At 36.5% G+C, this 21,234-nt stretch carries 21 protein-coding genes and 1 other annotated feature; of the genes, 3 read left to right on the top strand and 18 right to left on the bottom strand.

Annotated elements, in window-relative coordinates:
* Window positions 1–684: 684 nt before the first annotated feature.
* From sufB to sufC, 5 genes are read right to left on the bottom strand one after another with little or no spacing between them, the layout of a single operon-like run.
* Window positions 685–2,079 carry a Fe-S cluster assembly protein SufB gene (sufB, locus tag ACMHYH_RS01990; protein ID WP_414839730.1) on the bottom strand — a complete coding sequence of 465 codons (1,395 nt, stop codon included), beginning with the start codon at window positions 2,077–2,079 and terminating at the stop codon, window positions 685–687.
* 19 nt (window positions 2,080–2,098) lie between these two features.
* Window positions 2,099–2,557 (bottom strand): Fe-S cluster assembly sulfur transfer protein SufU, encoded by a 459-nt coding sequence (sufU, locus tag ACMHYH_RS01985; protein WP_414839729.1) that lies wholly within the window; start codon window positions 2,555–2,557, stop codon window positions 2,099–2,101.
* On the bottom strand, window positions 2,544–3,782 hold the full coding sequence (locus ACMHYH_RS01980; RefSeq protein ID WP_414839728.1) for a cysteine desulfurase: 1,239 nt from the start codon (window positions 3,780–3,782) through the stop codon (window positions 2,544–2,546). Before ACMHYH_RS01980 ends, sufU begins: the two co-directional genes overlap by 14 nt.
* Window positions 3,779–5,065 carry a Fe-S cluster assembly protein SufD gene (gene sufD / locus ACMHYH_RS01975; RefSeq protein ID WP_414839727.1) on the bottom strand — a complete coding sequence of 429 codons (1,287 nt, stop codon included), beginning with the start codon at window positions 5,063–5,065 and terminating at the stop codon, window positions 3,779–3,781. The genes ACMHYH_RS01980 and sufD overlap by 4 nt, the downstream gene beginning before the upstream one ends.
* 13 nt (window positions 5,066–5,078) lie before the next feature.
* Window positions 5,079–5,852: a Fe-S cluster assembly ATPase SufC gene (gene sufC / locus ACMHYH_RS01970; RefSeq protein ID WP_414839726.1), complete on the bottom strand. Its 774-nt coding sequence runs from the start codon at window positions 5,850–5,852 to the stop codon at window positions 5,079–5,081.
* 221 nt (window positions 5,853–6,073) lie between these two features.
* Between sufC and ACMHYH_RS01965 the strand changes: the two genes are divergently transcribed.
* Window positions 6,074–6,802 (top strand): gamma-glutamyl-gamma-aminobutyrate hydrolase family protein, encoded by a 729-nt coding sequence (locus tag ACMHYH_RS01965; protein ID WP_414839725.1) that lies wholly within the window; start codon window positions 6,074–6,076, stop codon window positions 6,800–6,802.
* Between the two features lie 113 nt (window positions 6,803–6,915).
* Here ACMHYH_RS01965 and ACMHYH_RS01960 read toward each other — a convergent pair whose 3' ends face one another.
* The 12 genes from ACMHYH_RS01960 to ACMHYH_RS01905 form a co-directional block, all read right to left on the bottom strand.
* On the bottom strand, window positions 6,916–7,743 hold the full coding sequence (locus ACMHYH_RS01960; RefSeq protein WP_414839724.1) for a MetQ/NlpA family ABC transporter substrate-binding protein: 828 nt from the start codon (window positions 7,741–7,743) through the stop codon (window positions 6,916–6,918).
* Window positions 7,744–7,801: 58 nt separating this feature from the next.
* On the bottom strand, window positions 7,802–8,506 hold the full coding sequence (locus ACMHYH_RS01955; RefSeq protein ID WP_414839723.1) for a methionine ABC transporter permease: 705 nt from the start codon (window positions 8,504–8,506) through the stop codon (window positions 7,802–7,804).
* Complete coding sequence (locus tag ACMHYH_RS01950) at window positions 8,490–9,530, bottom strand: methionine ABC transporter ATP-binding protein (RefSeq protein WP_414839722.1); 1,041 nt, start codon at window positions 9,528–9,530, stop codon at window positions 8,490–8,492. The genes ACMHYH_RS01955 and ACMHYH_RS01950 overlap by 17 nt, the downstream gene beginning before the upstream one ends.
* Before the next feature lie 71 nt (window positions 9,531–9,601).
* Window positions 9,602–9,866, bottom strand: a binding site (T-box leader).
* Window positions 9,867–9,920: 54 nt separating this feature from the next.
* Complete coding sequence (locus tag ACMHYH_RS01945) at window positions 9,921–10,307, bottom strand: glycine cleavage system protein H (protein WP_414839721.1); 387 nt, start codon at window positions 10,305–10,307, stop codon at window positions 9,921–9,923.
* The gene (locus tag ACMHYH_RS01940; RefSeq protein WP_414839720.1) at window positions 10,295–10,651 is read right to left on the bottom strand and encodes a Spx/MgsR family RNA polymerase-binding regulatory protein; all 357 of its coding nucleotides are present in this window, start codon (window positions 10,649–10,651) and stop codon (window positions 10,295–10,297) included. The genes ACMHYH_RS01945 and ACMHYH_RS01940 overlap by 13 nt, the downstream gene beginning before the upstream one ends.
* A 27-nt stretch (window positions 10,652–10,678) precedes the next feature.
* Entirely contained in the window at window positions 10,679–11,851 is a 1,173-nt protein-coding gene (locus tag ACMHYH_RS01935; RefSeq protein ID WP_414839719.1) for an FtsW/RodA/SpoVE family cell cycle protein, read from the bottom strand.
* 141 nt (window positions 11,852–11,992) lie between these two features.
* Window positions 11,993–13,000, bottom strand: a complete 1,008-nt coding sequence (locus ACMHYH_RS01930; RefSeq protein ID WP_414839718.1) for a YihY/virulence factor BrkB family protein — start codon at window positions 12,998–13,000, stop codon at window positions 11,993–11,995.
* Window positions 13,001–13,053: 53 nt separating this feature from the next.
* On the bottom strand, window positions 13,054–13,284 hold the full coding sequence (locus ACMHYH_RS01925) for a DUF2969 family protein (RefSeq protein ID WP_414839717.1): 231 nt from the start codon (window positions 13,282–13,284) through the stop codon (window positions 13,054–13,056).
* Window positions 13,285–13,458: 174 nt separating this feature from the next.
* Window positions 13,459–14,106 (bottom strand): deoxyribose-phosphate aldolase, encoded by a 648-nt coding sequence (deoC, locus tag ACMHYH_RS01920; RefSeq protein WP_414839716.1) that lies wholly within the window; start codon window positions 14,104–14,106, stop codon window positions 13,459–13,461.
* Window positions 14,107–14,247: 141 nt separating this feature from the next.
* Entirely contained in the window at window positions 14,248–15,186 is a 939-nt protein-coding gene (locus tag ACMHYH_RS01915; protein WP_414839715.1) for a sugar-binding transcriptional regulator, read from the bottom strand.
* Window positions 15,187–15,342: 156 nt separating this feature from the next.
* The gene (ald, locus tag ACMHYH_RS01910) at window positions 15,343–16,458 is read right to left on the bottom strand and encodes an alanine dehydrogenase (protein WP_414839714.1); all 1,116 of its coding nucleotides are present in this window, start codon (window positions 16,456–16,458) and stop codon (window positions 15,343–15,345) included.
* Window positions 16,459–16,676: 218 nt separating this feature from the next.
* The gene (locus ACMHYH_RS01905) at window positions 16,677–16,874 is read right to left on the bottom strand and encodes a YwbE family protein (protein ID WP_414839713.1); all 198 of its coding nucleotides are present in this window, start codon (window positions 16,872–16,874) and stop codon (window positions 16,677–16,679) included.
* Between the two features lie 204 nt (window positions 16,875–17,078).
* Here ACMHYH_RS01905 and ACMHYH_RS01900 point away from each other — a divergent pair, with 204 nt between their 5' ends.
* Window positions 17,079–18,062: an acyltransferase family protein gene (locus ACMHYH_RS01900; protein WP_414839712.1), complete on the top strand. Its 984-nt coding sequence runs from the start codon at window positions 17,079–17,081 to the stop codon at window positions 18,060–18,062.
* Window positions 18,063–18,160: 98 nt separating this feature from the next.
* Here the strand turns inward: ACMHYH_RS01900 and ACMHYH_RS01895 are convergent, their stop codons facing one another.
* Window positions 18,161–19,801, bottom strand: a complete 1,641-nt coding sequence (locus tag ACMHYH_RS01895) for a PucR family transcriptional regulator (protein WP_414839711.1) — start codon at window positions 19,799–19,801, stop codon at window positions 18,161–18,163.
* Between the two features lie 182 nt (window positions 19,802–19,983).
* Between ACMHYH_RS01895 and ACMHYH_RS01890 the strand changes: the two genes are divergently transcribed.
* On the top strand, window positions 19,984–21,192 hold the full coding sequence (locus tag ACMHYH_RS01890) for a pyridoxal-phosphate-dependent aminotransferase family protein (protein WP_414840327.1): 1,209 nt from the start codon (window positions 19,984–19,986) through the stop codon (window positions 21,190–21,192).
* The last annotated feature ends 42 nt before the right edge of the window (window positions 21,193–21,234 follow it).

Below are 21,234 nucleotides of genomic sequence, written 5' to 3'. Positions count from 1 at the left end.
CTAGTTAGAATTAATCAATACATTTTTTGCAAAGCCTATAGAACTATAATCAAATTTTTTATATTAGATTTCTCCCACGTTTCCGGAAATTAATACAATTTTGTATACTTATCTTTACTTCTTTTACTCTTACTTACTGGATGTTTTTTGTTATTTACTCTCAATTTTTCTTCAATAATTTCATTGATATATAATTTTATATTATCCGCTGATATTTAAGAATAAATCGATGTATATACAATTTCTTTTTAATTTTTCTATATTTTCTTTTGTTACTTTTTCTGAATTTCTCTACTGAAATAGTCCTAATAGTTCTTATACTTCAAGTTAAAAAGCCGAATGTTATTTATCATTAAATTATCTTCAGTCTCATTCATCAAGAAATTTATTTATTCCATATTATTCATTTTTCCACTCCTTATAAAACTATAATTATAAACCTTATTAAATGGTTGCTACTATAATTATCTTACTTTTTCACTCTTCTCTATCTACGTATTATAGCAAACTATTTCAAAAATATAACTAAACATATTTTATTTCTTTTAATAATAGTATGATTGAAAAATCAACTGATGTGCTACTATCTTTTTATTTAGTACTTAATACAATAACTAATCCTATAAATATATTAAAAAAACTAGAAACGCCTATTTAACAGCATTTCTAGCTAATACTCCGTTATTACCCCACTGACCCTTCCATTTCATAAGCAATTAATCGGTTCAATTCTACTGCATATTCCATTGGCAATTCTTTCGAGAACGGTTCAACAAAGCCCATGATGATCATTTCAGTAGCTCGTTCTTCGGTTAAGCCACGACTCATTAGGTAATACAGTTGTTCTTCTGATATTTTAGATACTTTCGCTTCGTGTTCTAATGACACATTGCCGTTGTGGATTTCATTATAGGGAATCGTATCTGATTTAGATAAGTCATCCATGATAATGGTGTCGCATTCGATATGAGAGATCGATCCACCTGAGTTTTTTCCAAAGGTCACTTGGCCACGGTAGTTCACTTCTCCACCATCGTGCGCAATCGATTTTGAGACAATCGAACTAGAGGTGTTTGGTGCATTGTGAATCATTTTTGCACCAGTATCTTGGTTTTGCCCAGCGCCTGCCATGGCAATCGACAACATTGTCCCGCGTGCACCATTTCCATTTAGGAAAACACTCGGGTATTTCATCGTTGTTTTCGCACCTAGGTTGCCATCAATCCATTCCATCGTACCGCCTGCATCGACTGTTGCCCGTTTCGTTACTAAGTTATAGACATTGTCTGACCAGTTTTGAATGGTTGTATAGCGGCAATACGCGTCTTTTTTAACAACAATCTCAACCACGGCTGCGTGTAAACTGCTTGAAGAAAAGGTTGGAGCCGTACAGCCTTCAACATAATGAATACTCGCGCCTTCATCAACGACAATTAATGTTCGTTCAAATTGGCCCATCGCTTCATCGTTGATTCTAAAATACATTTGTAACGGTACATCACAACGAACGCCTTTTGGCACATAAATAAACGTTCCACCTGACCAAGTCGCTGAGTTTAAAGCTGCTAGTTTGTTGTCAGTTGGCGGAACAACCGTTGCGAAGTGTTCTTTAAAAATATCGGCATATTCTTTTAAGGCGGTATCGGTATCGATAAAGACAATGCCCATCTTTTCGAATTCTTCTTTCATGTTGTGGTACACCACTTCAGATTCAAACTGTGCACCAGCGCCGGCAAGGTATTTGCGTTCCGCTTCAGGAATCCCTAATCGTTCAAAGGTTTCTTTGATTTTTTCAGGTACATCTTCCCAGTCACGTTCTGGTTTGTTACTGGATTTCTTATAATAGGTAATGTTGTCAAAATCAATGTCAGATAAATCCGCGCCCCAAGTGGGCATCTTTTGACTTTGGTAGCGTTCGAAAGACTTCAATCGGAAATCAAGCATCCATTCTGGCTCTTCTTTACGAGCAGAGATGTCTCTGATAATCGCTTCTGAAATGCCCTTTCCGGTTGTATAAACCGACTCGACATCATCATGAAAACCATATTGGTACTCTTGTGTCTCTGGTACTTTACTCATCACTCAAACACTCCTTTCGTTACTCTTTTTCATTGGTTTTAGTTTCATCGGGTGTAGCTAAAGCTTTTTCTAGCCCTTTCCAGGCTAACGTGGCACAACGGATCCGAGCTGGAAATTTTGCGACTCCACTAAGAATCGCTGCATCTCCTAAGTCATCCAAATTTTCTGGCTCTTTTCCTTGCACTAGTAGAGAAAATTGATCAACTAAGGCAAGTGCTTCTTCTGGTGTTTTGCCTAGAACCACGTCGGTCATCATACTGGCACTTGCTGTACTGATTGTGCATCCACTACCTGAAAAGTGAATCGCTTCAATGCGGTTATCGGCTAGGTGTAATTGCAACTCAATCACATCGCCACACGTTGGATTATTCATCTCAACTTGATTGGTGGCCTCTTCTAATGTGCCATGGTGATGCGGATGGCTAGAGTGGTCTAAAATCACTTGACGGTACAATTGATCTAATCTAGTTAAGGCCATAATTGAAAAACTCCTTTGTCGCTAGAATCGCTTCAACTAAGCTATCACAGTCTGCTTTGGTAGTATAGACATAAACACTCGCTCGAGCGGTTGAAGACGCTCCTAGCTGTCTCATTAGCGGTTGGGTGCAATGATGGCCTGCTCGTACAGCAATCCCTTGCATATCGAGTGCCGTTGCTAAATCGTGTGGGTGTAAATCATCCACATTGAACGTTACCACCCCTGTACGTATACTGTCATCTGTTGGACCATAAACAACTAAACCAGGAATCGCACGTAGTTTTGGCAACAGATACGTCACCAATTCCGTTTCATGAGCATGAACGTTTTTCATCCCTAATTGGTTTAAGTAATCGATTGCTGCAGCTAACCCGATTGCTCCGGCAATATTCGGCGTACCGGCTTCAAATTTCCAGGGCAACTCGGTCCAGGTGCTATCTTGGTCATAGACAAAGTCAATCATCTCTCCACCGTATTCCACTGGTTCCATGGCTTCTAGTAACGCTCTTTTGCCATACAAAACTCCAATGCCGGTTGGTCCTAACATTTTATGTCCACTAAACGCATAGAAATCAACGCCTAACTCAACTACATTAACGGTCATATGAGGCACAGCTTGTGCACCGTCAACAACTATTACAGCTCCTACGCTATGAGCCAGTTGAGTCAATTCGGCAATCGGATTAACACTCCCTAAGACATTTGACACGTGTGTCAAGGCAACAATCTTCGTTTTAGTGGTAATCTGTTCTTTTGCGCTAGTTAAATCTAACTGGCCATCTTTTGTTAACTCAATGTATTTTAGAGTCGCTTTCTTTTTTTTAGCCAATTGTTGCCAAGGGACAATGTTTGAATGGTGTTCCATATAAGAAATCACAATTTCATCGCCTTCATGCACGTTGGCTTCGCCATAACTTTTAGCGACCCAATTCAGACTAGTCGTCGCTCCTCTAGTAAACAACACTTCAGCGCTTTCTTTCGCATGGATAAATGCTCGAACCGTTTCACGAGCCGCTTCGTATTGACTGGTAGCTCGCTCAGCCAACGTATGCACGCCACGATGAACATTGGCATTAGATGTTTTATAATAGGTTTCAATGGCAGTTAAGACAGCTGTTGGCTTTTGACTGGTCGCAGCACTATCCAGATAAATTAAGGGTTCATCGTTCACCACTTGATTCAAAATTGGAAAATCTTTCTTTACCTCTTCACCTTGGAACATCATTTTAACAACTTCCCTTCAATCGTTTCTACTAAACCATCACGAATTGTTTTTACTGGGATGGCCGCAATCACTGATCCTAAAAAGCCTCGCGTAACCAAACGTTCAGCGACATCTTTTGGAATACCGCGACTCATCAAGTAATACATTTCTTCTGGATCTAAACGTCCGACACTGGCTGCGTGTCCAGCTGTTACATCATTTTCGTCAATTAAAAGAATCGGATTCGCATCGCCACGCGCTTTATCTGACAGCATCAAAATACGGCTTTCTTGCTGAGCATCAGCCCCTTTTGCGCCTTTGATAATGTGCCCAATTCCGTTAAACGTTAAAGTGGCTTTTTCTAAAATAACACCATGTTGTAGAATATGTCCAACGGAGTGTCTGCCAAAATTCGTCACGCGTGTATCGACGGCTTGAATTTGTTTGCCCATACTGATAGCCACAACTTTTACTTCACTATGAGACCCTTCCCCAATTAAATCAGAGTCAAAGTCCGCAATCACATCGCCCTCGTTCATCACGCCAATCGCCCATTCAATTCTTGAGTTACCTAATAAATGACCCCGACGGTTAAAGTAAGTTGTCGTATTTTTACCTAATTCATCAACGGCTGAAAACTTCACTTTTGCACCTGGTTTAGTGATCACTTCTGCCACAATATTGGCGGCATTCTTTTTATCGCCAATCGTTTGGTATTTTTCAACATACGTAAAGTCACTATTGGTATCAGCGTAAATCAAGACGTGTTTAATCAAACTGTTAGTCTCTTTGCTGTTTTGCACAAATAAAGCTTCTAAGGGTTCTGTAATGACGACGTTTTTTGGTACATATAAAAAGAGTCCACTCGTCATATAGGCTGCATGAAAAGCCGTTAGTTTGTCTTCATCTGATTTGACCGCTAGTTGCATATACGCTGCTTCTACTAACTCCGGGTGTTCTTCCATTGCTGTAAACAGATCTGTAAAGATAACCCCCTGTTCGATTAACGCCATTGGCAACTGTTCAAAAGCCGTTTGATTTCCAACTTGAACAATCCGAGGAGCATCCGTTTCTTCAGTTAAGAAGTCATTTGCTAAGAAAACCGGTTCTTCCACTAAGTTAAAATCTGGCACTTGTAACAGTGGCCAACGATTGTAGCGTACTCGCTCAATGATTGGCAGATCTAAGGAAGAAATCTTTTCCAAAGCCGCTAAACGTAAATCCAACATCCAAGCTGGTTCATTTTTCATCATCGAAAACATCCGGACATCGCCAAGAGTCTCTTTGAAATCTTGTTCTCTCATCTTGATTCCCTCCTTAGTCTTCCTCTAATTCAAACTCAATACCCAATTCATCACGAATGCCTTTGTAGCCTTCTGCTTCTAAACGTTTCGCTAATTCAGCTCCACCGGTTTTTACAATAATCCCATTCATCATCACATGAACCACATCAGGCGTGACATAATTTAATAAGCGTTGGTAATGGGTGATGATTAAAGCGCCAAATGATTCCCCGCGCATCGCATTGATGCCTTTGGACACGACTTTTAAGGCATCGATATCTAATCCTGAATCGATTTCATCTAGAATGGCAAAGGTTGGTTCAATCATCATCATCTGCAAAATTTCATTCCGTTTCTTCTCGCCACCAGAAAAGCCTTCATTCAAATAGCGTTCAGCCATTTCTTCAGCCATATCCAATACGCCCATTTTTTCATCCATTTTACGAATAAATTGCATGACTGGAATCTTATTGTCATCGGCTCGACGAGCATTGATCGCTGCTCTCATGAATTCTGCATTGGTAATGCCTGCAATCTCACTTGGATATTGAACCCCTAAAAATAATCCTGCACGTGCACGTTCATCAACAGCCATTTCTAAAACATTTTCGCCATCTAATAAAATCTCGCCTTTTGTTACCGTATAACTAGGGTGTCCCATAATCGCGGCAGCTAATGTTGACTTACCCGTTCCGTTAGGCCCCATAATCGCGTGAATTTCATTTGTTTTTAGTATTAAATCTACGCCTTTTAATATTTCTTTTTCTTCAATAGAAACATGTAAATTTTTAACTTCTAAAATAGCCATTAGTTAAACTCCTTTATTTTTGCTTTATTTTATCCATCGTCTTTATTCCATTCTACTCCATTTTATCTAAACTATCATCCATACGCAATAACGTTCCAAGCAAACACCTTACTTTTTCTACTATAATAAGGTAAACTAACTAAATAAACGTTTAAAAAAACGGATTGTCTCAAGTTATATCCTGTAGTGATTCCATTGAAATGAGAAAGAAGGTTGAAAAAATGACTAAACCCTTTATTGGTATTCCTGGAAATATTTTACGTGGACTCAACGAAACACAAGGATTGCCCATTACGTATACACCACAAGGCTTTATAGAAGGCATTCAAACTGCTAATGGCGTTCCTTTTGTTTTTCCAATCAGCTCACCAGAAGATGCTTCTTATTATATTGACCAAATCGACGGCTTATTATTGGCTGGCGGACAAGACGTCTCGCCTTCCTTATCAGGTGAGGAACCTCATTTGAAATTGCAAGCTACTGAACCAGCTCGTGATGCATTTGAAATGGCTTTAATAAAAGAGGCACTCGCTCAGCATAAACCTATTTTAGCGATCTGCCGTGGGATGCAATTATTGAACGTCATGTACGGTGGGACACTGTACCAAGATTTATCTGATTACACGGATTTAAGTGTTCAACACCTCCAACAAACATATTTTAGTACCGGCTCTCATAGCGTGACGCTTGATCCAAAAAGTCAATTAGGACGTATTTTTGGCGAAAGTTACCTAGTTAATTCCTATCATCATCAAGCCATTAACGTATTGGCAGACTCTTTTCAAGCTGTTGCTTGGAGCAAAGACAACTTAATTGAAGGCTTTGAGTCAAAAGATACCGAACAAAGTATTGTAGCTGTTCAGTGGCATCCTGAATTAATGTTAAAAGAAGACACTAAGATGCAACGCTTATTTACAGACTTTGTTAAAAAGGCGTCCATTTCTTATTAAAGAATAAAAAAACAGGCTAGTAAAACGATTTACTGTAGCGATTTCTTAAAAGAACGTTTTAAGAAATCTCTGCTACTGATCGTTTACTAGCCTATTTTTTAATGGATGAATCGTTACTCTTTAACCGGTACAACTGCACCGTCCCATTCATTGATGATGTACTCTTGTACTTCTTTTGATTTCAATATCTTTACTAATGTTTTAATAGCTGGATTTCCAGCATCTTCTGAACGGACCGCTACAATATTTGCGTAGGGAGAACTCGTGCTTTCTAATGCAACTGAATCTTTAATCGGGTTAATGTCTTGATCAACGGCAAAGTTTGAATTAATCGCTACTAAGTCGCCTTCTTCTTGTTGGTACAATGTTGTCATCAAAGCTGGATCGTTTTCGTATTCAAACTTCAAGTTTTTTGTATTTTTATCGATATCATCAAAGGTCGCTGTTGTTGGTTCAATGCCTTCTTTTAATGTGACCAATCCTTCTTCTGCTAAGATACTAATGATACGACCCCAGTCAGATTGAACATTGCTTGTTAAAACAATTGCACCGTCTTTTACATCAGCTAAACTCTCATATTTTTTAGAGTACAAGCCAAGTGGTTCAATGTGGATAGCACCTTCATCAGTAAAATCAAAATCATTTTCAGCAACGACACTATCAAAGAACGGACGGTGTTGGAAGTAGTTAGCATCCAGGTCACCTTCGTCTAAAGCAACGTTTGGCACAATGTAATCATTGTAAGTCGTAATATCTAACGTTATGCCCTCTTTTTCTAAAAGGGGTTTAGCAAATTCTAATATCTCTGCGTGAGGTACATTACTAGCCCCGATTTTTATAACCGTTTCGTCGTTTTCTTTTGCTGTGTCATTGCCACATGCTGCTAGTGTTAAAGATAATCCTAAAGTTAAAATAGCTCCGTATACGAGTGATTTTTTCATAATCTTTCTCCCCTTTTTCATTCTTATTTTTTATCTGTTCTAATTCTTACGGGTAACCTTATCGTTTATCGATTCGTTTAACCGCTCTATCGCCAATAAATTGAATAGTAAAAACAATAACTAAAATAATAAGTGTTGCTACTAGTGTTACAGCTGGTTGGTTTCGCTGAAAACCGTCTAAGTAGGCTAGATTACCTAAGCCACCAGCACCAATGACTCCCGCCATCGCTGTATATCCGACTAATGAAATGGTTGTAACGGTCAAACCAGAAACAATAGCTGGCAAACTTTCTGGAATAAGAACTTTATAAATGATTTCCCATTTACTGGCTCCCATTGCTTCAGCTGCTTCAATCACTCCTTTATCTATTTCGCGAAACCCTATTTCGACTAATCGAGCATAAAATGGTGCCGAAGAAATAATTAACGCCGGTAAAGCAGCAATCGGGCCTATAATGGAGCCAACCAATACTTTTGTAAAAGGCATAATCAAAACGATTAAAATAATAAACGGAACAGAACGAAAAATGTTTACTAAGAAAGCTACGATACTGTAAAGCAGTTTAGCACCTAGCGTTTCTTTGCCGTTTGTTTCATATAATAGCAAACCGAGTAAGAGCCCTAATAAAAAGACAATGATAACTGAGCCAATAGTCATCCCTACTGTCTGTCCAGTCGCTTTTTGCATCTTATCCCATTGGATATCTGAAAAGTCAATGTATTGGTCTACTATATTCGCTCCTACTTTAAGATTCGACAACATGTTCAATCACCTCTACTCCTACTTTCATTTGGTCAAGTTGTTCAATCGCTTGCGAAATACTTAAAGGATCTCCTGTTAATTGAACATATAGCGAGCCAATCGAACCTTTTTTAGCTTGTTGAATATTGCCTTGGATAATATTTAATTCTACGTTGTATTCACGTACAATTCTTGAAATAACCGGCATTTTAACTTGTTCTTCTTCAAATACAAGATGAATCAATTTACCTTCTGGGTACTCCAGTAGCATTTCTTCTAACACATCATCTGTCTCACCACTGTCTGGATTAGCGTCTTGGCGGATAAATCGTTTTGTAATATCTTGTTGAGGTTTTTTGAAGACATCTAATACTTCGCCTGATTCAACTACTCTTCCATCATCCATCACAGCGACTTTGTTGCAAATTTTTCTAACAACATGCATTTCATGAGTAATTAAGACAATCGTTAAATTTAAACGTTTGTTAATAGCGACTAATAAATCTAATACTTCATCCGTTGTTTGAGGGTCTAATGCACTTGTTGCTTCATCACAAAGCAATAAGGTCGGTTCATTGGCTAACGCTCTAGCAATTCCTACTCGTTGTTTTTGACCGCCTGATAATTGAGCCGGATAGGCTTGTTCTTTTCCTTCGAGTCCAACTAGACCTATTAATTCTTTAGCCTTAGCCTGTCGTTTAGCTTTTGGTACGCCGGAAATTTCTAGCGGAAATAAAACATTTTCCAATACCGTTCTAGACCAGAGTAAGTTAAAATGTTGAAAAATCATCCCAATTTTTTGCCGTTCTTTTCTTAATTTTTTGCCTTTTAATTCTGAGATGATATGGCCATTAACGGTTACTGTTCCTTTTGTCGGAATTTCAAGTCCATTGAACAGTCGAACCAACGTACTTTTTCCTGCTCCAGAATACCCAACGATGCCGTAAATTTCGCCATCTTCTATCGTTAAGTCGACTTCATCTACCGCTGTTAGCGTCCCTTCTTTTGTTTGAAAAACTTTTTTTATCTTTTTTAGTTCAATCATTTACGCTACCCCTCTCTGACTTATTAGGTAAATAAAAAAACTTTCGTCCCTATATTAAGTCACCTACTTAATATAAGGACGAAAGTCATTGCTTTCGTGTTGCCACCTTAATTCGCTAATTTATCACTAAATTAACCTCATCCAGTACTTAAGCTCATTGCAGCTAGTTATACTGTGGCACGTTATCGGGTGCTACCGGAATAAGCTTGTGCAGATGCATTCACTCATTCTTAGCTCAAAGACCATCTTCGGTTCTACTCCCACTACCTCTTTTCAGCAAACGAGGCTCTCTAAAAATGTTTGTATGGAACGTACTCTTCTTATCATCGCTTTTGTTATGATATTGTCAATATTCTAACAGATGGTTTTTGCGCTGTCAACAACAATCGATTAATTTATTTTATCTGATAAGGCGTTAAAAGCTACTTCATCTACATCTGTCAATTCAACAATCCAATTGGATTCTTTATCCGTACTATTTAATTTTTCAGGTTCATCTGCCAAAGCTTCATGGTACGAAACAACTTTCCCTGCAAATGGAGACGTTAATTCAGTCACAGCTTTAGCACCTTCTAAACCAATCACTGTTTCATTTTTTTCTATTCTAGTCACCTGAGAAGGAACCTCAATAAACATCACTTCACCTAAATCATCTTGCCCTTTTTCAGATAATCCAATCCGATACTGTTGACCTGTTTTTAAGATCCATAACCCATTTTCACTGTACTTCATTTTTTGTGTTTCTACCATGCTATTTTTCCCCTTTACTTCAGCCATTCTTTTTCGAAATCTTCTTCAATAAAGCCAAGCGTAATCTTGCTGCCATCACTTACCAATGGACGTTTGATTAGCATCCCGTCTGTTGATAATAGTTCAGCTGCTTCTTCCATTGTCATCGTCGATACGCGATCTTTTAGATTTAAATCACGGTAGCGATTGCCTTTTCCATTAAAAAAGCGACTAACAGGTAAATCAGATGCTTTCATCCACACCATTAATTGTTCTTTTGAAGGAGGTTGCGCAATCATATCGATTGTTTGGTACTCCACTGCGTTATCTTCTAGCCATTTTCTACCTTTACGACAACTTGTACACGTTTTATGCTGATAAAAACTTAACATCCTTTGTTGCCCCCTTTGCTAGTTTAATTAAAATTCACTTTCATCTTCTGAGAACATGTAGCTACGGTAATGGTATCTCATTGACATCACTAAACCAACACCCATCATATTTCCTAATAAGGCTGATCCACCTTGCGAAATAAATGGAAGAGGAATACCCGTTAATGGCAGCATTCCAATGCCCATTCCGATATTTTCTAATACATGAAATAAAACCATCATAATAACACCGGTCGAAATATAGGTATAAAATTCATTTTTTGTATCAAAACAAATCCGAACCATTTGATAAATCAATAAGAAATAAATGAAAATTAAAGCTGTACTACCAATAAAACCAAAATTTTCACCAATTGTAGAGAAAATCATATCTGATTCTCGTACAGGGACATAGACTTCTGATACACCAAAACCTTTGCCAAATACTTTACCTGAACCAATAGCTTTCATACTTTGAATCAACTGGTAAGCGGCGTCGGCAGAATCTTGATACGGATTCAGCCAAGAATCAATTCGAGCAAACTGATAGGGTTTAAATCCAAAATTCAATAAAATATCCCGATTGTTTGCGACAATGTATAGTAATCCTCCACCGGCACCGGCTGTTGCTGCAAAAATAGGGAAAATAATTTTCCAAGTGATACCAGACATTAAAATAATCCCACCGATAATAGCCATAAAAACTAAGGTTGTGCCTAAATCGTTTTGCATTAAAATTAAGCCTAGTGGAATAATAGACGTAAGTAAAATTTTGCCAATCAATAAGAAATCTGCTTGAACAAAATGCTTCTCGTATTCGCTATTGTGTTGCGTTACGACGCGTGCCAACATTAAAATAAAGGCAATTTTCATAATTTCTGAAGGTTGAAAAGTTAATGGTCCAAATTTGAACCAACTTTTTGCTCCGGTAAACGCTTCTGTCTGTCGATCATATAAAAACAAGACTAAAACTAACAGCAATAATCCTATCCCATAAGCAATAGGGGCTAATTTCCATAGTTGTTCAGAATCAAATTGCATGATAACAATAATCGCAACCGTTCCAATAACGTACCAAAGAACCTGCATAATCGTCGTTCGGATGCCTTTACCTTCGATTAAGTAGGTAGTAGAAAAGAGAGTGGCTATACTAATAATGGCTAATAATAGAATAGATAAAATGATACCGTAATCTATTTTTGATTCTTTCGTCTCATTCATACGTCAAAAATTCTCCTTATCTCTTCATTCAACTAGTCAATCAATCTATTTCGTTTCTTATTCATTATATAAGAAACCAACTACAAAAAAAAGGGGAGCGGGATAAACTCCCAACTCCATCTTTAAAAAACCATTGACTTTTTATTCTACTTCTATCTTTTCTTCTTCTCTTTCGTGTTGTTGAACCGTTTTGACTTTTATTAATTTCCCACGTTGTTTATTTGCTGAATCCATTAGCTTATCTTCTTTTGTTTTTCCTTCTTCTTCGTCTTCTTTTTCTTTTTTGTATTCAGCAACGGTTTTATCATTTTTATATTGGAAATAAATGACATTAATCAACGCACCTAATAAAAAGACAATCGCAGATAAATACAACCACAACATCAGAATAATGAACACTCCAAACGCCCCACTACCAGAAGCCGCACCTCCAGCAACGGATACATAAAACGAAAAACCTTGTGATAAGACTAACCAGCCTAATGCAGAAAATACCGCACCCGGAATAGCATAGTTGAAAGCAATGCCATGATTTGGCAACAATGAATAGATTAAAGCTAGAACAACCAATAAAACCACGGATAGAATCAGCCATCTAAAACTAAGGATATCTTGAATTAGCGTTAACTTAATATCAAAAAGACTTTCGATAAAACTTAGAATCTGCTCGCCAAAAACAAAAGCAAACATGATGACGCCCACTGCTCCGACAATAGCGACGTTTATCAGAAAAGAAACAACCCGAACAATAATAAAATTTGTTCTTTTTTCTACGCCGTATACTTCGTTCAACACCAATTGAGTCGCATTGAAGGCTTTACTTGCTGACCATAAAGAGGTAACTAAACCAATAGAAATGACTCCACCACGTGTCTGACTCAAAAAGTCTAACAACATTGGTTGAACAATACTGTAGATATCTGCTGGTAAAGCTGTTTCTAGATAAGGCAGTATATCCGATGCACTAATTGGTAAAAAAGGAATGACGTTTGCAACGACTAATAAAATAGGCGCAATTGAAAGTAAAATAAAATAAGCTAACTGTGCTGAATTAGGTGAAACTTGCGCTCTTTCCCAGTTGGGTTTTATAATTTCTAACCATGCTTTTGCTTTTTCTTTGAAAGAAGCCTCTTTTGGAATTGCAGTCACTAAACACCACACCTTTCTCGATTTGATTTTTTATTATGAATGATTTCTTACTTTTATAGTTGGTGTAAATTATAATCCATTAACAGTTGATTGATGCCATCATCAATGGTTCTTGCTTTTGATTCAACACCAGCATTCGTAACGACCGTCACAGACTTGCCTTCTTCTTGCTGGATCAAGCCGATTGAACGTTTTCCGGCTGATAAAGACAATTCTACAAAACCTTCTTTGTTATTTGCTGTCTCTTTTATTTCTACTTCAATTTTTTTATTCCCTTTTGTCATAAATAAGCTCCTTTTGGTTAATTTCTCTTTCTCAGTATACCTTATTCGAGTCAACTTTTCACTTCTCATCCATTAGTGAAAATCAAAAAACTGAGACACCCATCGCTAGATAGGGAATCTCAGTCCTTTAATTTCTTTGGTCGATAATGCTTATTTCATTTTCAACTTACTGTTTTATTCAGAAACGATTGCCACACCCGCACTTGCACCGATTCTTGTTGCTCCTGCTTTAACCATTGCTTCTAAATCAGCTTTTGAATGAATTCCGCCAGATGCTTTAACGCCAATATTTTCTCCAACTGTTTTTCTCATTAATGCGATATCTTCTTTTGTTGCTCCACCTGTTGAGAAACCAGTAGAAGTTTTCACGTAATCAGTGCCAGCTTTTACAGCTAATTCACAAGCACGTACTTTTTCTTCATCTGTTAATAAGCATGTTTCAATAATAACTTTTACTAGTGCTTTTCCTTTAGCCGCTTCGACCACTTTTTGAATATCGTTTAAAACTTGGTCATCTTCTTTAGACTTTAATGCGCCAATGTTGATAACCATATCTACCTCAGTTGCGCCATTGTGGATTGCATCTGTTGTTTCGTATACTTTTACGGCCGTTGTGTTTGCGCCCAATGGGAAACCAATAACGGTACATACATCAACATCTGATCCTTTTAATTGTTTAGCTGCTTCTGCTACCCACGTTGGGTTAACACAGACAGAATAAAAACCATACTCCTTAGCTTCTGCTGTTAATTTTAAGATTTCCTCTTTTGTTACGCCTGGTTTTAAAGCTGTATGATCGATTAGATTAGCTAGTTTATTCATTTACTCTTCCTCCTAATAGTTACATCCATTTATTTATTCGTTCGATTGAACACATGACCACTTGTTTATGAAATTACGTTCATTTACTGATAGTCTTATTGTATCTTAAATACAATCAAATGTAAACGTTCCTTTTACTGGTTAATTGGTTGTATCTTTTGGTTCATTCCATTCAAGAAGTTCCTTTGCAGTAAATTGATCAATCATTAGAATATTAGCATACTGTCCTTTTAAAGCACCATCGATAGCAGCTAGTTTTCTATGCCCACCTGCTACTAAGATAGATTTTTCTTTCTGTCTTAGCTCTTGTAAATCAATCCCCATTGTCCGATTATTGATTTCTTGATCACTTATTTCGCCTTTTGCATCAAAAAAACGTGAACAAATATCGCCAACTGCTTGTTTTTTTAAGCGTATTTTTTCATTTTCATCAAAATACCCCAATCTAAATAACAAAGCATTTTCGCGCACCGTTCCTACTGTAAACAAGGCTATCGTTGCTTGTTTACCCTTTTCAATAATGTAACGCATATGCCGATCTTGTTCTACTAGTTTTTTAGTTGTGACATGATCAAATATCACCGGCAGTACTAAGTGCAAAGGGGTTGTTTGGAAAGCCGCAGCGAATAGGGAAATCGTTTCATTCGCATAGGTTTGAACAACCGAATGGCTTATTCCTCCTTTTAACTGCACAACTTCTACTCCACTAACTTTTTTCGGTGTTAATTTTCGAGCAATTTCGTACATGGTCGTTCCCCAGCTGACTCCTAAAATCGTCCCTTCTACAATGACTTCTTCTAGGTACTTTGCTACAAATTGAGACAAATATGCTGTGATTGTTTTATAATCAGATTCTGGCGAAAAGATAACATGTACTTCTTTCAATGCATACTTTTCTTTTAGTGCTGCTTCTAAATGAGCCAAATCAAAGAAAGGGTCTACTATTTTTATTTGAACGTATCCTTTATCTTTAGCTCTTTTCAATAAACGAGAAACCGTTGGTCTTGATATACCAAATTTTGTGCCTATCTCTTGTTGACTATAATCCGATTGATAATACAACTTAGCTACTTCAATCATCAGTTGTTCTTTTGACTCATTTCCTATACTATCCCTCCTCTCATGCTTTCTTTTATTCAGTATAACGGATTTTAAACCATTGTGGAATAGAGGTTGAGCAACTCTATTCTAAATAAAAAAACCAAACCTATAATAGGCTTGGCTTTTTTGACTGTATTATTTTTTAAAGAATGTGCTTGCTTCGACAAATTCCATGTCTAGTGATTCAGCTACTTCTTTTTTCGTTACTTTATGATTCATAACGTTTATTCCACCATATACAGTAGGGTTTTCTTGTGCTGCTAATTCAACACCTTTTCCAGCAATTTCTATTGCGTAAGGAATGGTTACATTCGTTAAGGCCATTGTTGATGTTTTTGAAACAGCTCCTGGCATGTTTGCAACCGCATAGTGAAGAACACCATGACGTTTGTAGACAGGATTATCGTGTGTGGTTACTTTATCAGCAGTTTCAACAATTCCACCTTGATCGACTGCGATATCCACAATAACTGATCCAGCTTCCATTGTTTTAACCATTTCTTCTGTTACCAATGTTGGTGCTTTAGAGCCAGGAATCAATACGGCGCCAATGACAAGGTCAGCTGTTTTAACTTGCTCTGCAATATTAAATTCATTTGACATCAATGTTGTAACTGAATTGCCAAAGATATTACCTAAATCAGCTAAACGAGTAGGGTTGACATCTAAAATAGTTACGTCTGCACCAAGGCCGACTGCCATTTTAGCTGCGTGCATTCCTGAAACACCTCCACCGATAATGACAACATTACCAGTTGAAACGCCTGGTGTACCACCCAATAACAAGCCTTTTCCGCCATGAGTATTTTCTAAGAATTGTGCACCAATTTGAACAGCCATACGCCCAGCTACTTGACTCATTGGAGTTAATAGTGGCAATACGCCGTCTTTAGCCATTGTTTCATACCCAATAGCTGTTACACCTGATTCAACTAATTTATCTGTTAATTCTTTAGCTGCTGCTAAATGTAAGTAAGTGAATAGAATTAAACCTTCACGGAAATAAACATATTCTTCAGGTAGAGGCTCTTTTACTTTAATAACCATTTCAGCTGCCCAAATATCTGCAGCATTTTTCAACATTTTTGCTCCTGCATCTATAAATGCTTCGTCAGTAAAACCTGCTGTTTTTCCAGCTAATTCTTCAACAAAAACTTCATGTCCTGCTTCTACTAAGCCGTGAACTCCTGCTGGTGAAATAGCCACGCGATTTTCGTTGTTTTTGATTTCTTTAGGTATACCGATTTTCATAACAATTTTCCTCCTATTGGAAATACACTGAACTCAATTCGAACAGCTTTGTCTATCATTATACCGTTTAACTGCTTAAATGTGAAATGAAAACCTATGTGTTTTTTCCTGGAAAAGCTGTCAACCCCTTTGGTTAAGGCATTTAAAGAAAGTTTATTTTTTGAAATAAACTGAATAACTGCTCATATGAACTTAATTATCGTGTCATTTGAACTTGCTTATTCTATTATTTTTTGGACTCTTCCGACTTGATCGTTTTCTTTTAACATCACTTTTATTCCATGAGGATGTTGAGCACTATTTGTCAAAATTCGTTTGACATGACCTCTCGTTAATGTTCCTGTTCGTTGGTCTTTTTTTAAGACAATATCGACTACTAAATCAAGCTTTATATTTACTCTTTTCTTTCCATCCATTTTCTTTTCACTCCTCATTTTTATTGTTCTTATTTTTTATTGTACCACAGTTATTTTTGTATTTAAATTTTTGCTTTTATTCTGAAATTCTCTCTGTATCTTTATCTTTTCACTTCTTTTTTTTCTTATTTTTAATCATTTATCGTATTGCTTTTCAAATAAGTTAAACTGTCTCATAATGGATAAGAGAGAGGAGAATTAGTTTTGGTCTACAATCGAACAATTGACGTCATAAAAGGATTAGCGATTCTTTTTGTTATTTTTATTCACAGTTTAACCAATCAAACTGTACTCGCTATCGGCGGACCATTTTATATTCTGCAAGCCGTTCCTTTATTTCTTATTATCGCAGGATTCAACAATACCATGTCCTATGAACGGCATCGGTTTGAAACGCTGATTGATTTGTATCAACCAATTTTACTTTTAAAAAAACTAAATCGTATTTTATTGCCAGCTGTGCTAGCTTATTTATGTCAAATGGCGATTGGCCCTTTCATTGGAAAAGAAGCTTCTATCTTTTTTTATTTGTTCGGTCGCGGTGGGTTTGGTGGATTTTTTATTTCTATCATGATTCAACTGATTTTCTTTTTACCTTTTCTTTATTATCTTGCTAAAAGAAACCATCATCTTATGTTATTAATCAGTTTTTTAGTAAATTTAGGTTTTGAATTAGCTAGTGATAGTCTAGATTTACCTCCATTTTTATATCGTTTGTTTTTCTTTCGTTATTTATTCGCAATTGCTTTAGGTATTTGGTTTTACTTTGTTCAGGAAGAGAAGAAAGCTTTATTTATAATAAGAATAGGAGCTTTTCTAAGTATTGTGTACCTTATCTTTGTTCATTATTTTGGCTACACTGGTCCTTTTTATTCATTTGATACTGCTTGGAAAGGCCAAGATCCTTTAACTTTTTTCTATCCTTTATTTTTATTTTATTTAGGACTTACTTATCTGCCTAAATTAAGATGGAATAGGCTTTACGAGGGATTAGCACGTTTAGGAAAACAGTCTTATCATATCTTTATCGTACAAATGGTTTACTTTTGGATTAGTGCTTCTTATATTGATAAGACTCAATCCATATTAATCATTGATTTAGCGAGTTGCTTAATCATTGGGAGTGCCTATTATCATCTTGAGAACTATTATCTTCGTCATAAAAAACGAAACATCAAATGGCATTAGACTATCATTAAACCTTTGGGTAAGTGGTTGATAAAAAGAGTCTAACACTAACTTTAACTAGCTAGTGTTAGACTCTTTTTTTATTATCTAGTCTTTATTTAATTTAGAGTGGTATCGTCTGAAAGTTCCAAAGCTAATCTAAGTTTTAAGGATAAGGTTGGATCATTAATAGGCGTTTTATAAATTTCTTCACATTTAACAATTCGGTATTTAACCGTATTGCGATGAATAAATAATAGTTTCGCCGTTAGTGTAATATCACATTGAGATTCTAAATAAACTTTTAATGTTTTTCTTAGTTCTTTATCCATCTCACTAATTGGATAAGCTAATTTTTTCAAGGTTGTGATACAAAAATGTTCTACTTGTGCTAAAGGTGTATGCTCAATTAATTGATTAAACCCTTTTGTTTGATAATAATGAACGATTTCAAGAGAGTCCGTGTTCATTACCGTTTTACATGTCGCTAATGCTTCTTGGTAAGAAAAATAAATAGAATTTATATCGTTTACTTCATTGCCTATTGAAAAATGAAGGGCAATGGGTAATTTTTCTTGCAACTGGCGATGAATAAGACACAGTTTATTCTTTAATTTATATTCAGGTTCTTGCAAAAGAATGCCATAATGAATGCTATCTTTAATTGGAAACAACAATGCTCCTTCAAAATGATTGGCTAATTGTTTTTCTAACCATTCATACGTCAAATGGTATTGATCTGTTTCCAGCTCATTACTGATTGTATTCCATTCACTATTTTCAAAATGAACAATAATAATCTTATAATTTGTTGACTGGATTAAGCCATAATCTTTTCCGTAATCTAACCAATTCATCACTGTTTTTTCATTTTGATTTGTTTTTTTGGTTAATTGAGAAAAGAATGTTTCCCTTAATTGCAACTTGCTTTCTCTTATTTTCAGATTCTTATAAAGAGTGTGTAAAAGAACTGTATTAGCTTGTTCTATAGCAAATTGAGAAAAAGGATAAGGAATCTGATCCGCTTTGAAAATAACCAATAAATAAGGAAAATAAGCATTTATTTTAATTGGAAAGACAGAAACAAGCAACTTGTTGTCCTTGTCTATTTCAAAGAGAAACGTTGATTCTTTATTCGTATCCTGGATTTTTTTCAAATGGGGTATCAATTGTTGATGATCATAATTAGCCAAACTCAAGTGTTGTTGAAAATGTTTTGATTCAGCAATAATTTCTGTAAAAGGATTAACCATCATAACTGGCCGTTTTAAAATTGTCCCTAAATGACTAATCAATATTTTTAGGTCTGCTCCTTTGATCATCAAGTTAGAAAATTTCTTTTGAATATCAAGTGCATAATATAATTTATCCGTTTGCTGATCCCAAACATAAGAAAGCAATTGATGAGAGATTCTGCCTAGCCCTACCGTACTCGGAATTTGTAACAACGGAAAATTCAACTTATCCGCAAAAGCAATCACTTCTTCATCTAATTTACTAATGAATCTTCCCAGCTTGATTCCAAGACCAGCTACTGGTAAGTCATTTAATGATTGAATAAAGGCGCATAATTTTTTGGGATCGTCTTTAAAAGCCATCGCTGTTGTTAACAATAATGTATGTTTAGGTAAATACACTGCAACATCGGGTGTCTCAGATATTTCAATGGTATAGACTTCTCTGGATAAATCTGCTTGTTTATTTAAAACTTGAATAGTGGAAAAACTTGGTAAGTCTAATATAGCTTTAAGAGTCGTCATTTAGTTTCCCCCATGCTTAGATACAATCTGATAAGATAAGTTATCATTGGTTATTTTTTGGATGTTTTGCACTAAAGATAATATGGGCTTTAGCTAGTTTAGATAATGATAGTGATACTTACTGTACTATACACTAGTAAATAAAGAATTCAAATCATAAAAAATAGAAGGAGGAGTTTTTTATTATGAATGAGTTCGCTATCCCAAAAAGAATTATTATGACTCCAGGACCTGTCGAGGTAAGTCCTCGTGTTTTAAGAGCGATGAGTATGCCTATTTTAGGACAATATGATCCTGTATTTAGAGACATTATGGACGACGTTTCACACTTGTTAAAAAATACGTTCAGAACAAAAAATACAAACACATTTGCTATTGATGGAACAGCACGCTCAGGAATCGAAGCGGCTATGTTAGGATTAGTCGAAGAAGGAGATCGAGTATTAATTCCAGCTTTTGGACGATTTTCTTATTTGCTAGTTGAATTAGCTGAACGCGCAGGAGCAGAAGTTAAGATGCTTGAAAAAGAGTGGGGGCAGACGTTTGAACCTGGCGAAGTGATTGCTGCTATTAAAGAATATCAACCTAAAGTTTTAGCCCTTGTTCACGGGGAAACTTCTACTGGACAAATGCAAGAATTAGAAGAAATTGGTCAATACTGCAAAGACAACGACGTTTTTTTTATTGTCGATGTGGTTGCAACACTTGCTAGCACTCCTGTTGAAGTGGATAAGTGGGGAATTGATATCGCTATTGGTGGGACACAAAAAGGATTGAGTGTTCCAGCTGGTCTATCTCTTATTACTTACAACGAACGAGTTGAGCAACTTTTGACTTCTCGCTACCAAAAAGAATTAGGTTTAGAACCCAAAATCCGAAATCACCGCTTTATCAAGAGTAATTACTTAGATTTAAGCCAAATCCAACGCTACTGGAGTATGGAAGGACTTAACCATCATACAGAAGCGACTTCTATGATTTACGCTCTCCATGAAGAGTTGCGACTTGTTCAAGAAGAAGGTCTAATTGAAAGTTTTTTACGTCATAAACTAAACGAACAAGCGCTGATTGCTGGACTAGAAGCTATGGGGTTAATTATTTTTGGAAATCCTGAAACAAAATTACCGACTGTAACTTGTGTGGAAGTTCCTGAAGGAGTCGATGAAGCTGCAGTACGTTCGACCTTACTAACTAATTTTGGTGTTGAAATAGCAGGGTCTTTTGGCCCTCTTGTAGGAAAAGCTTGGCGTATCGGCAATCTAGGCTACAGTAGCCGCAAGGAAAATGTTTTATTAACCTTAGCGGCCTTAGAAGCCTCGCTACTTGTCAACAACGCGCAAATCACTGTTGGCAAAGGTGTTCTTGCTGCAATGGCTGTGTACCAATGCTAGTCTTATCCTTTAAAGTAAAAAAGACCTGATAGGTCTTTTTTA

Origin of the sequence: Carnobacterium sp. TMP28, assembly GCF_047553015.1 — a bacterium.
GTDB lineage: Bacteria > Bacillota > Bacilli > Lactobacillales > Carnobacteriaceae > Carnobacterium_A.
This window is presented reverse-complemented; position numbering and strand designations above follow the sequence as displayed.

Bases quoted from the DNA above. Each gene is read 5' to 3' on its own strand.
- ACMHYH_RS01960 (WP_414839724.1), bottom strand. From the start codon at position 7,743: ATGAAAAAATCACTCGTATACGGAGCTATTTTAACTTTAGGATTATCT.
- ACMHYH_RS01915 (WP_414839715.1), bottom strand. From the start codon at position 15,186: ATGATTGAAGTAGCTAAGTTGTATTATCAATCGGATTATAGTCAACAA.
- ACMHYH_RS01965 (WP_414839725.1), top strand. From the start codon at position 6,074: ATGACTAAACCCTTTATTGGTATTCCTGGAAATATTTTACGTGGACTC.
- ACMHYH_RS01945 (WP_414839721.1), bottom strand. From the start codon at position 10,307: ATGGCTGAAGTAAAGGGGAAAAATAGCATGGTAGAAACACAAAAAATG.
- ACMHYH_RS01955 (WP_414839723.1), bottom strand. From the start codon at position 8,506: ATGTTGTCGAATCTTAAAGTAGGAGCGAATATAGTAGACCAATACATT.
- deoC (WP_414839716.1), bottom strand. From the start codon at position 14,106: ATGAATAAACTAGCTAATCTAATCGATCATACAGCTTTAAAACCAGGC.
- ACMHYH_RS01895 (WP_414839711.1), bottom strand. From the start codon at position 19,801: ATGACGACTCTTAAAGCTATATTAGACTTACCAAGTTTTTCCACTATT.
- sufD (WP_414839727.1), bottom strand. From the start codon at position 5,065: ATGAGAGAACAAGATTTCAAAGAGACTCTTGGCGATGTCCGGATGTTT.
- sufB (WP_414839730.1), bottom strand. From the start codon at position 2,079: ATGAGTAAAGTACCAGAGACACAAGAGTACCAATATGGTTTTCATGAT.
- ACMHYH_RS01940 (WP_414839720.1), bottom strand. From the start codon at position 10,651: ATGTTAAGTTTTTATCAGCATAAAACGTGTACAAGTTGTCGTAAAGGT.
- ACMHYH_RS01935 (WP_414839719.1), bottom strand. From the start codon at position 11,851: ATGAATGAGACGAAAGAATCAAAAATAGATTACGGTATCATTTTATCT.
- ald (WP_414839714.1), bottom strand. From the start codon at position 16,458: ATGAAAATCGGTATACCTAAAGAAATCAAAAACAACGAAAATCGCGTG.
- ACMHYH_RS01925 (WP_414839717.1), bottom strand. From the start codon at position 13,284: ATGACAAAAGGGAATAAAAAAATTGAAGTAGAAATAAAAGAGACAGCA.
- ACMHYH_RS01980 (WP_414839728.1), bottom strand. From the start codon at position 3,782: ATGATGTTCCAAGGTGAAGAGGTAAAGAAAGATTTTCCAATTTTGAAT.
- sufC (WP_414839726.1), bottom strand. From the start codon at position 5,852: ATGGCTATTTTAGAAGTTAAAAATTTACATGTTTCTATTGAAGAAAAA.
- ACMHYH_RS01905 (WP_414839713.1), bottom strand. From the start codon at position 16,874: ATGGATGGAAAGAAAAGAGTAAATATAAAGCTTGATTTAGTAGTCGAT.
- sufU (WP_414839729.1), bottom strand. From the start codon at position 2,557: ATGGCCTTAACTAGATTAGATCAATTGTACCGTCAAGTGATTTTAGAC.
- ACMHYH_RS01950 (WP_414839722.1), bottom strand. From the start codon at position 9,530: ATGATTGAACTAAAAAAGATAAAAAAAGTTTTTCAAACAAAAGAAGGG.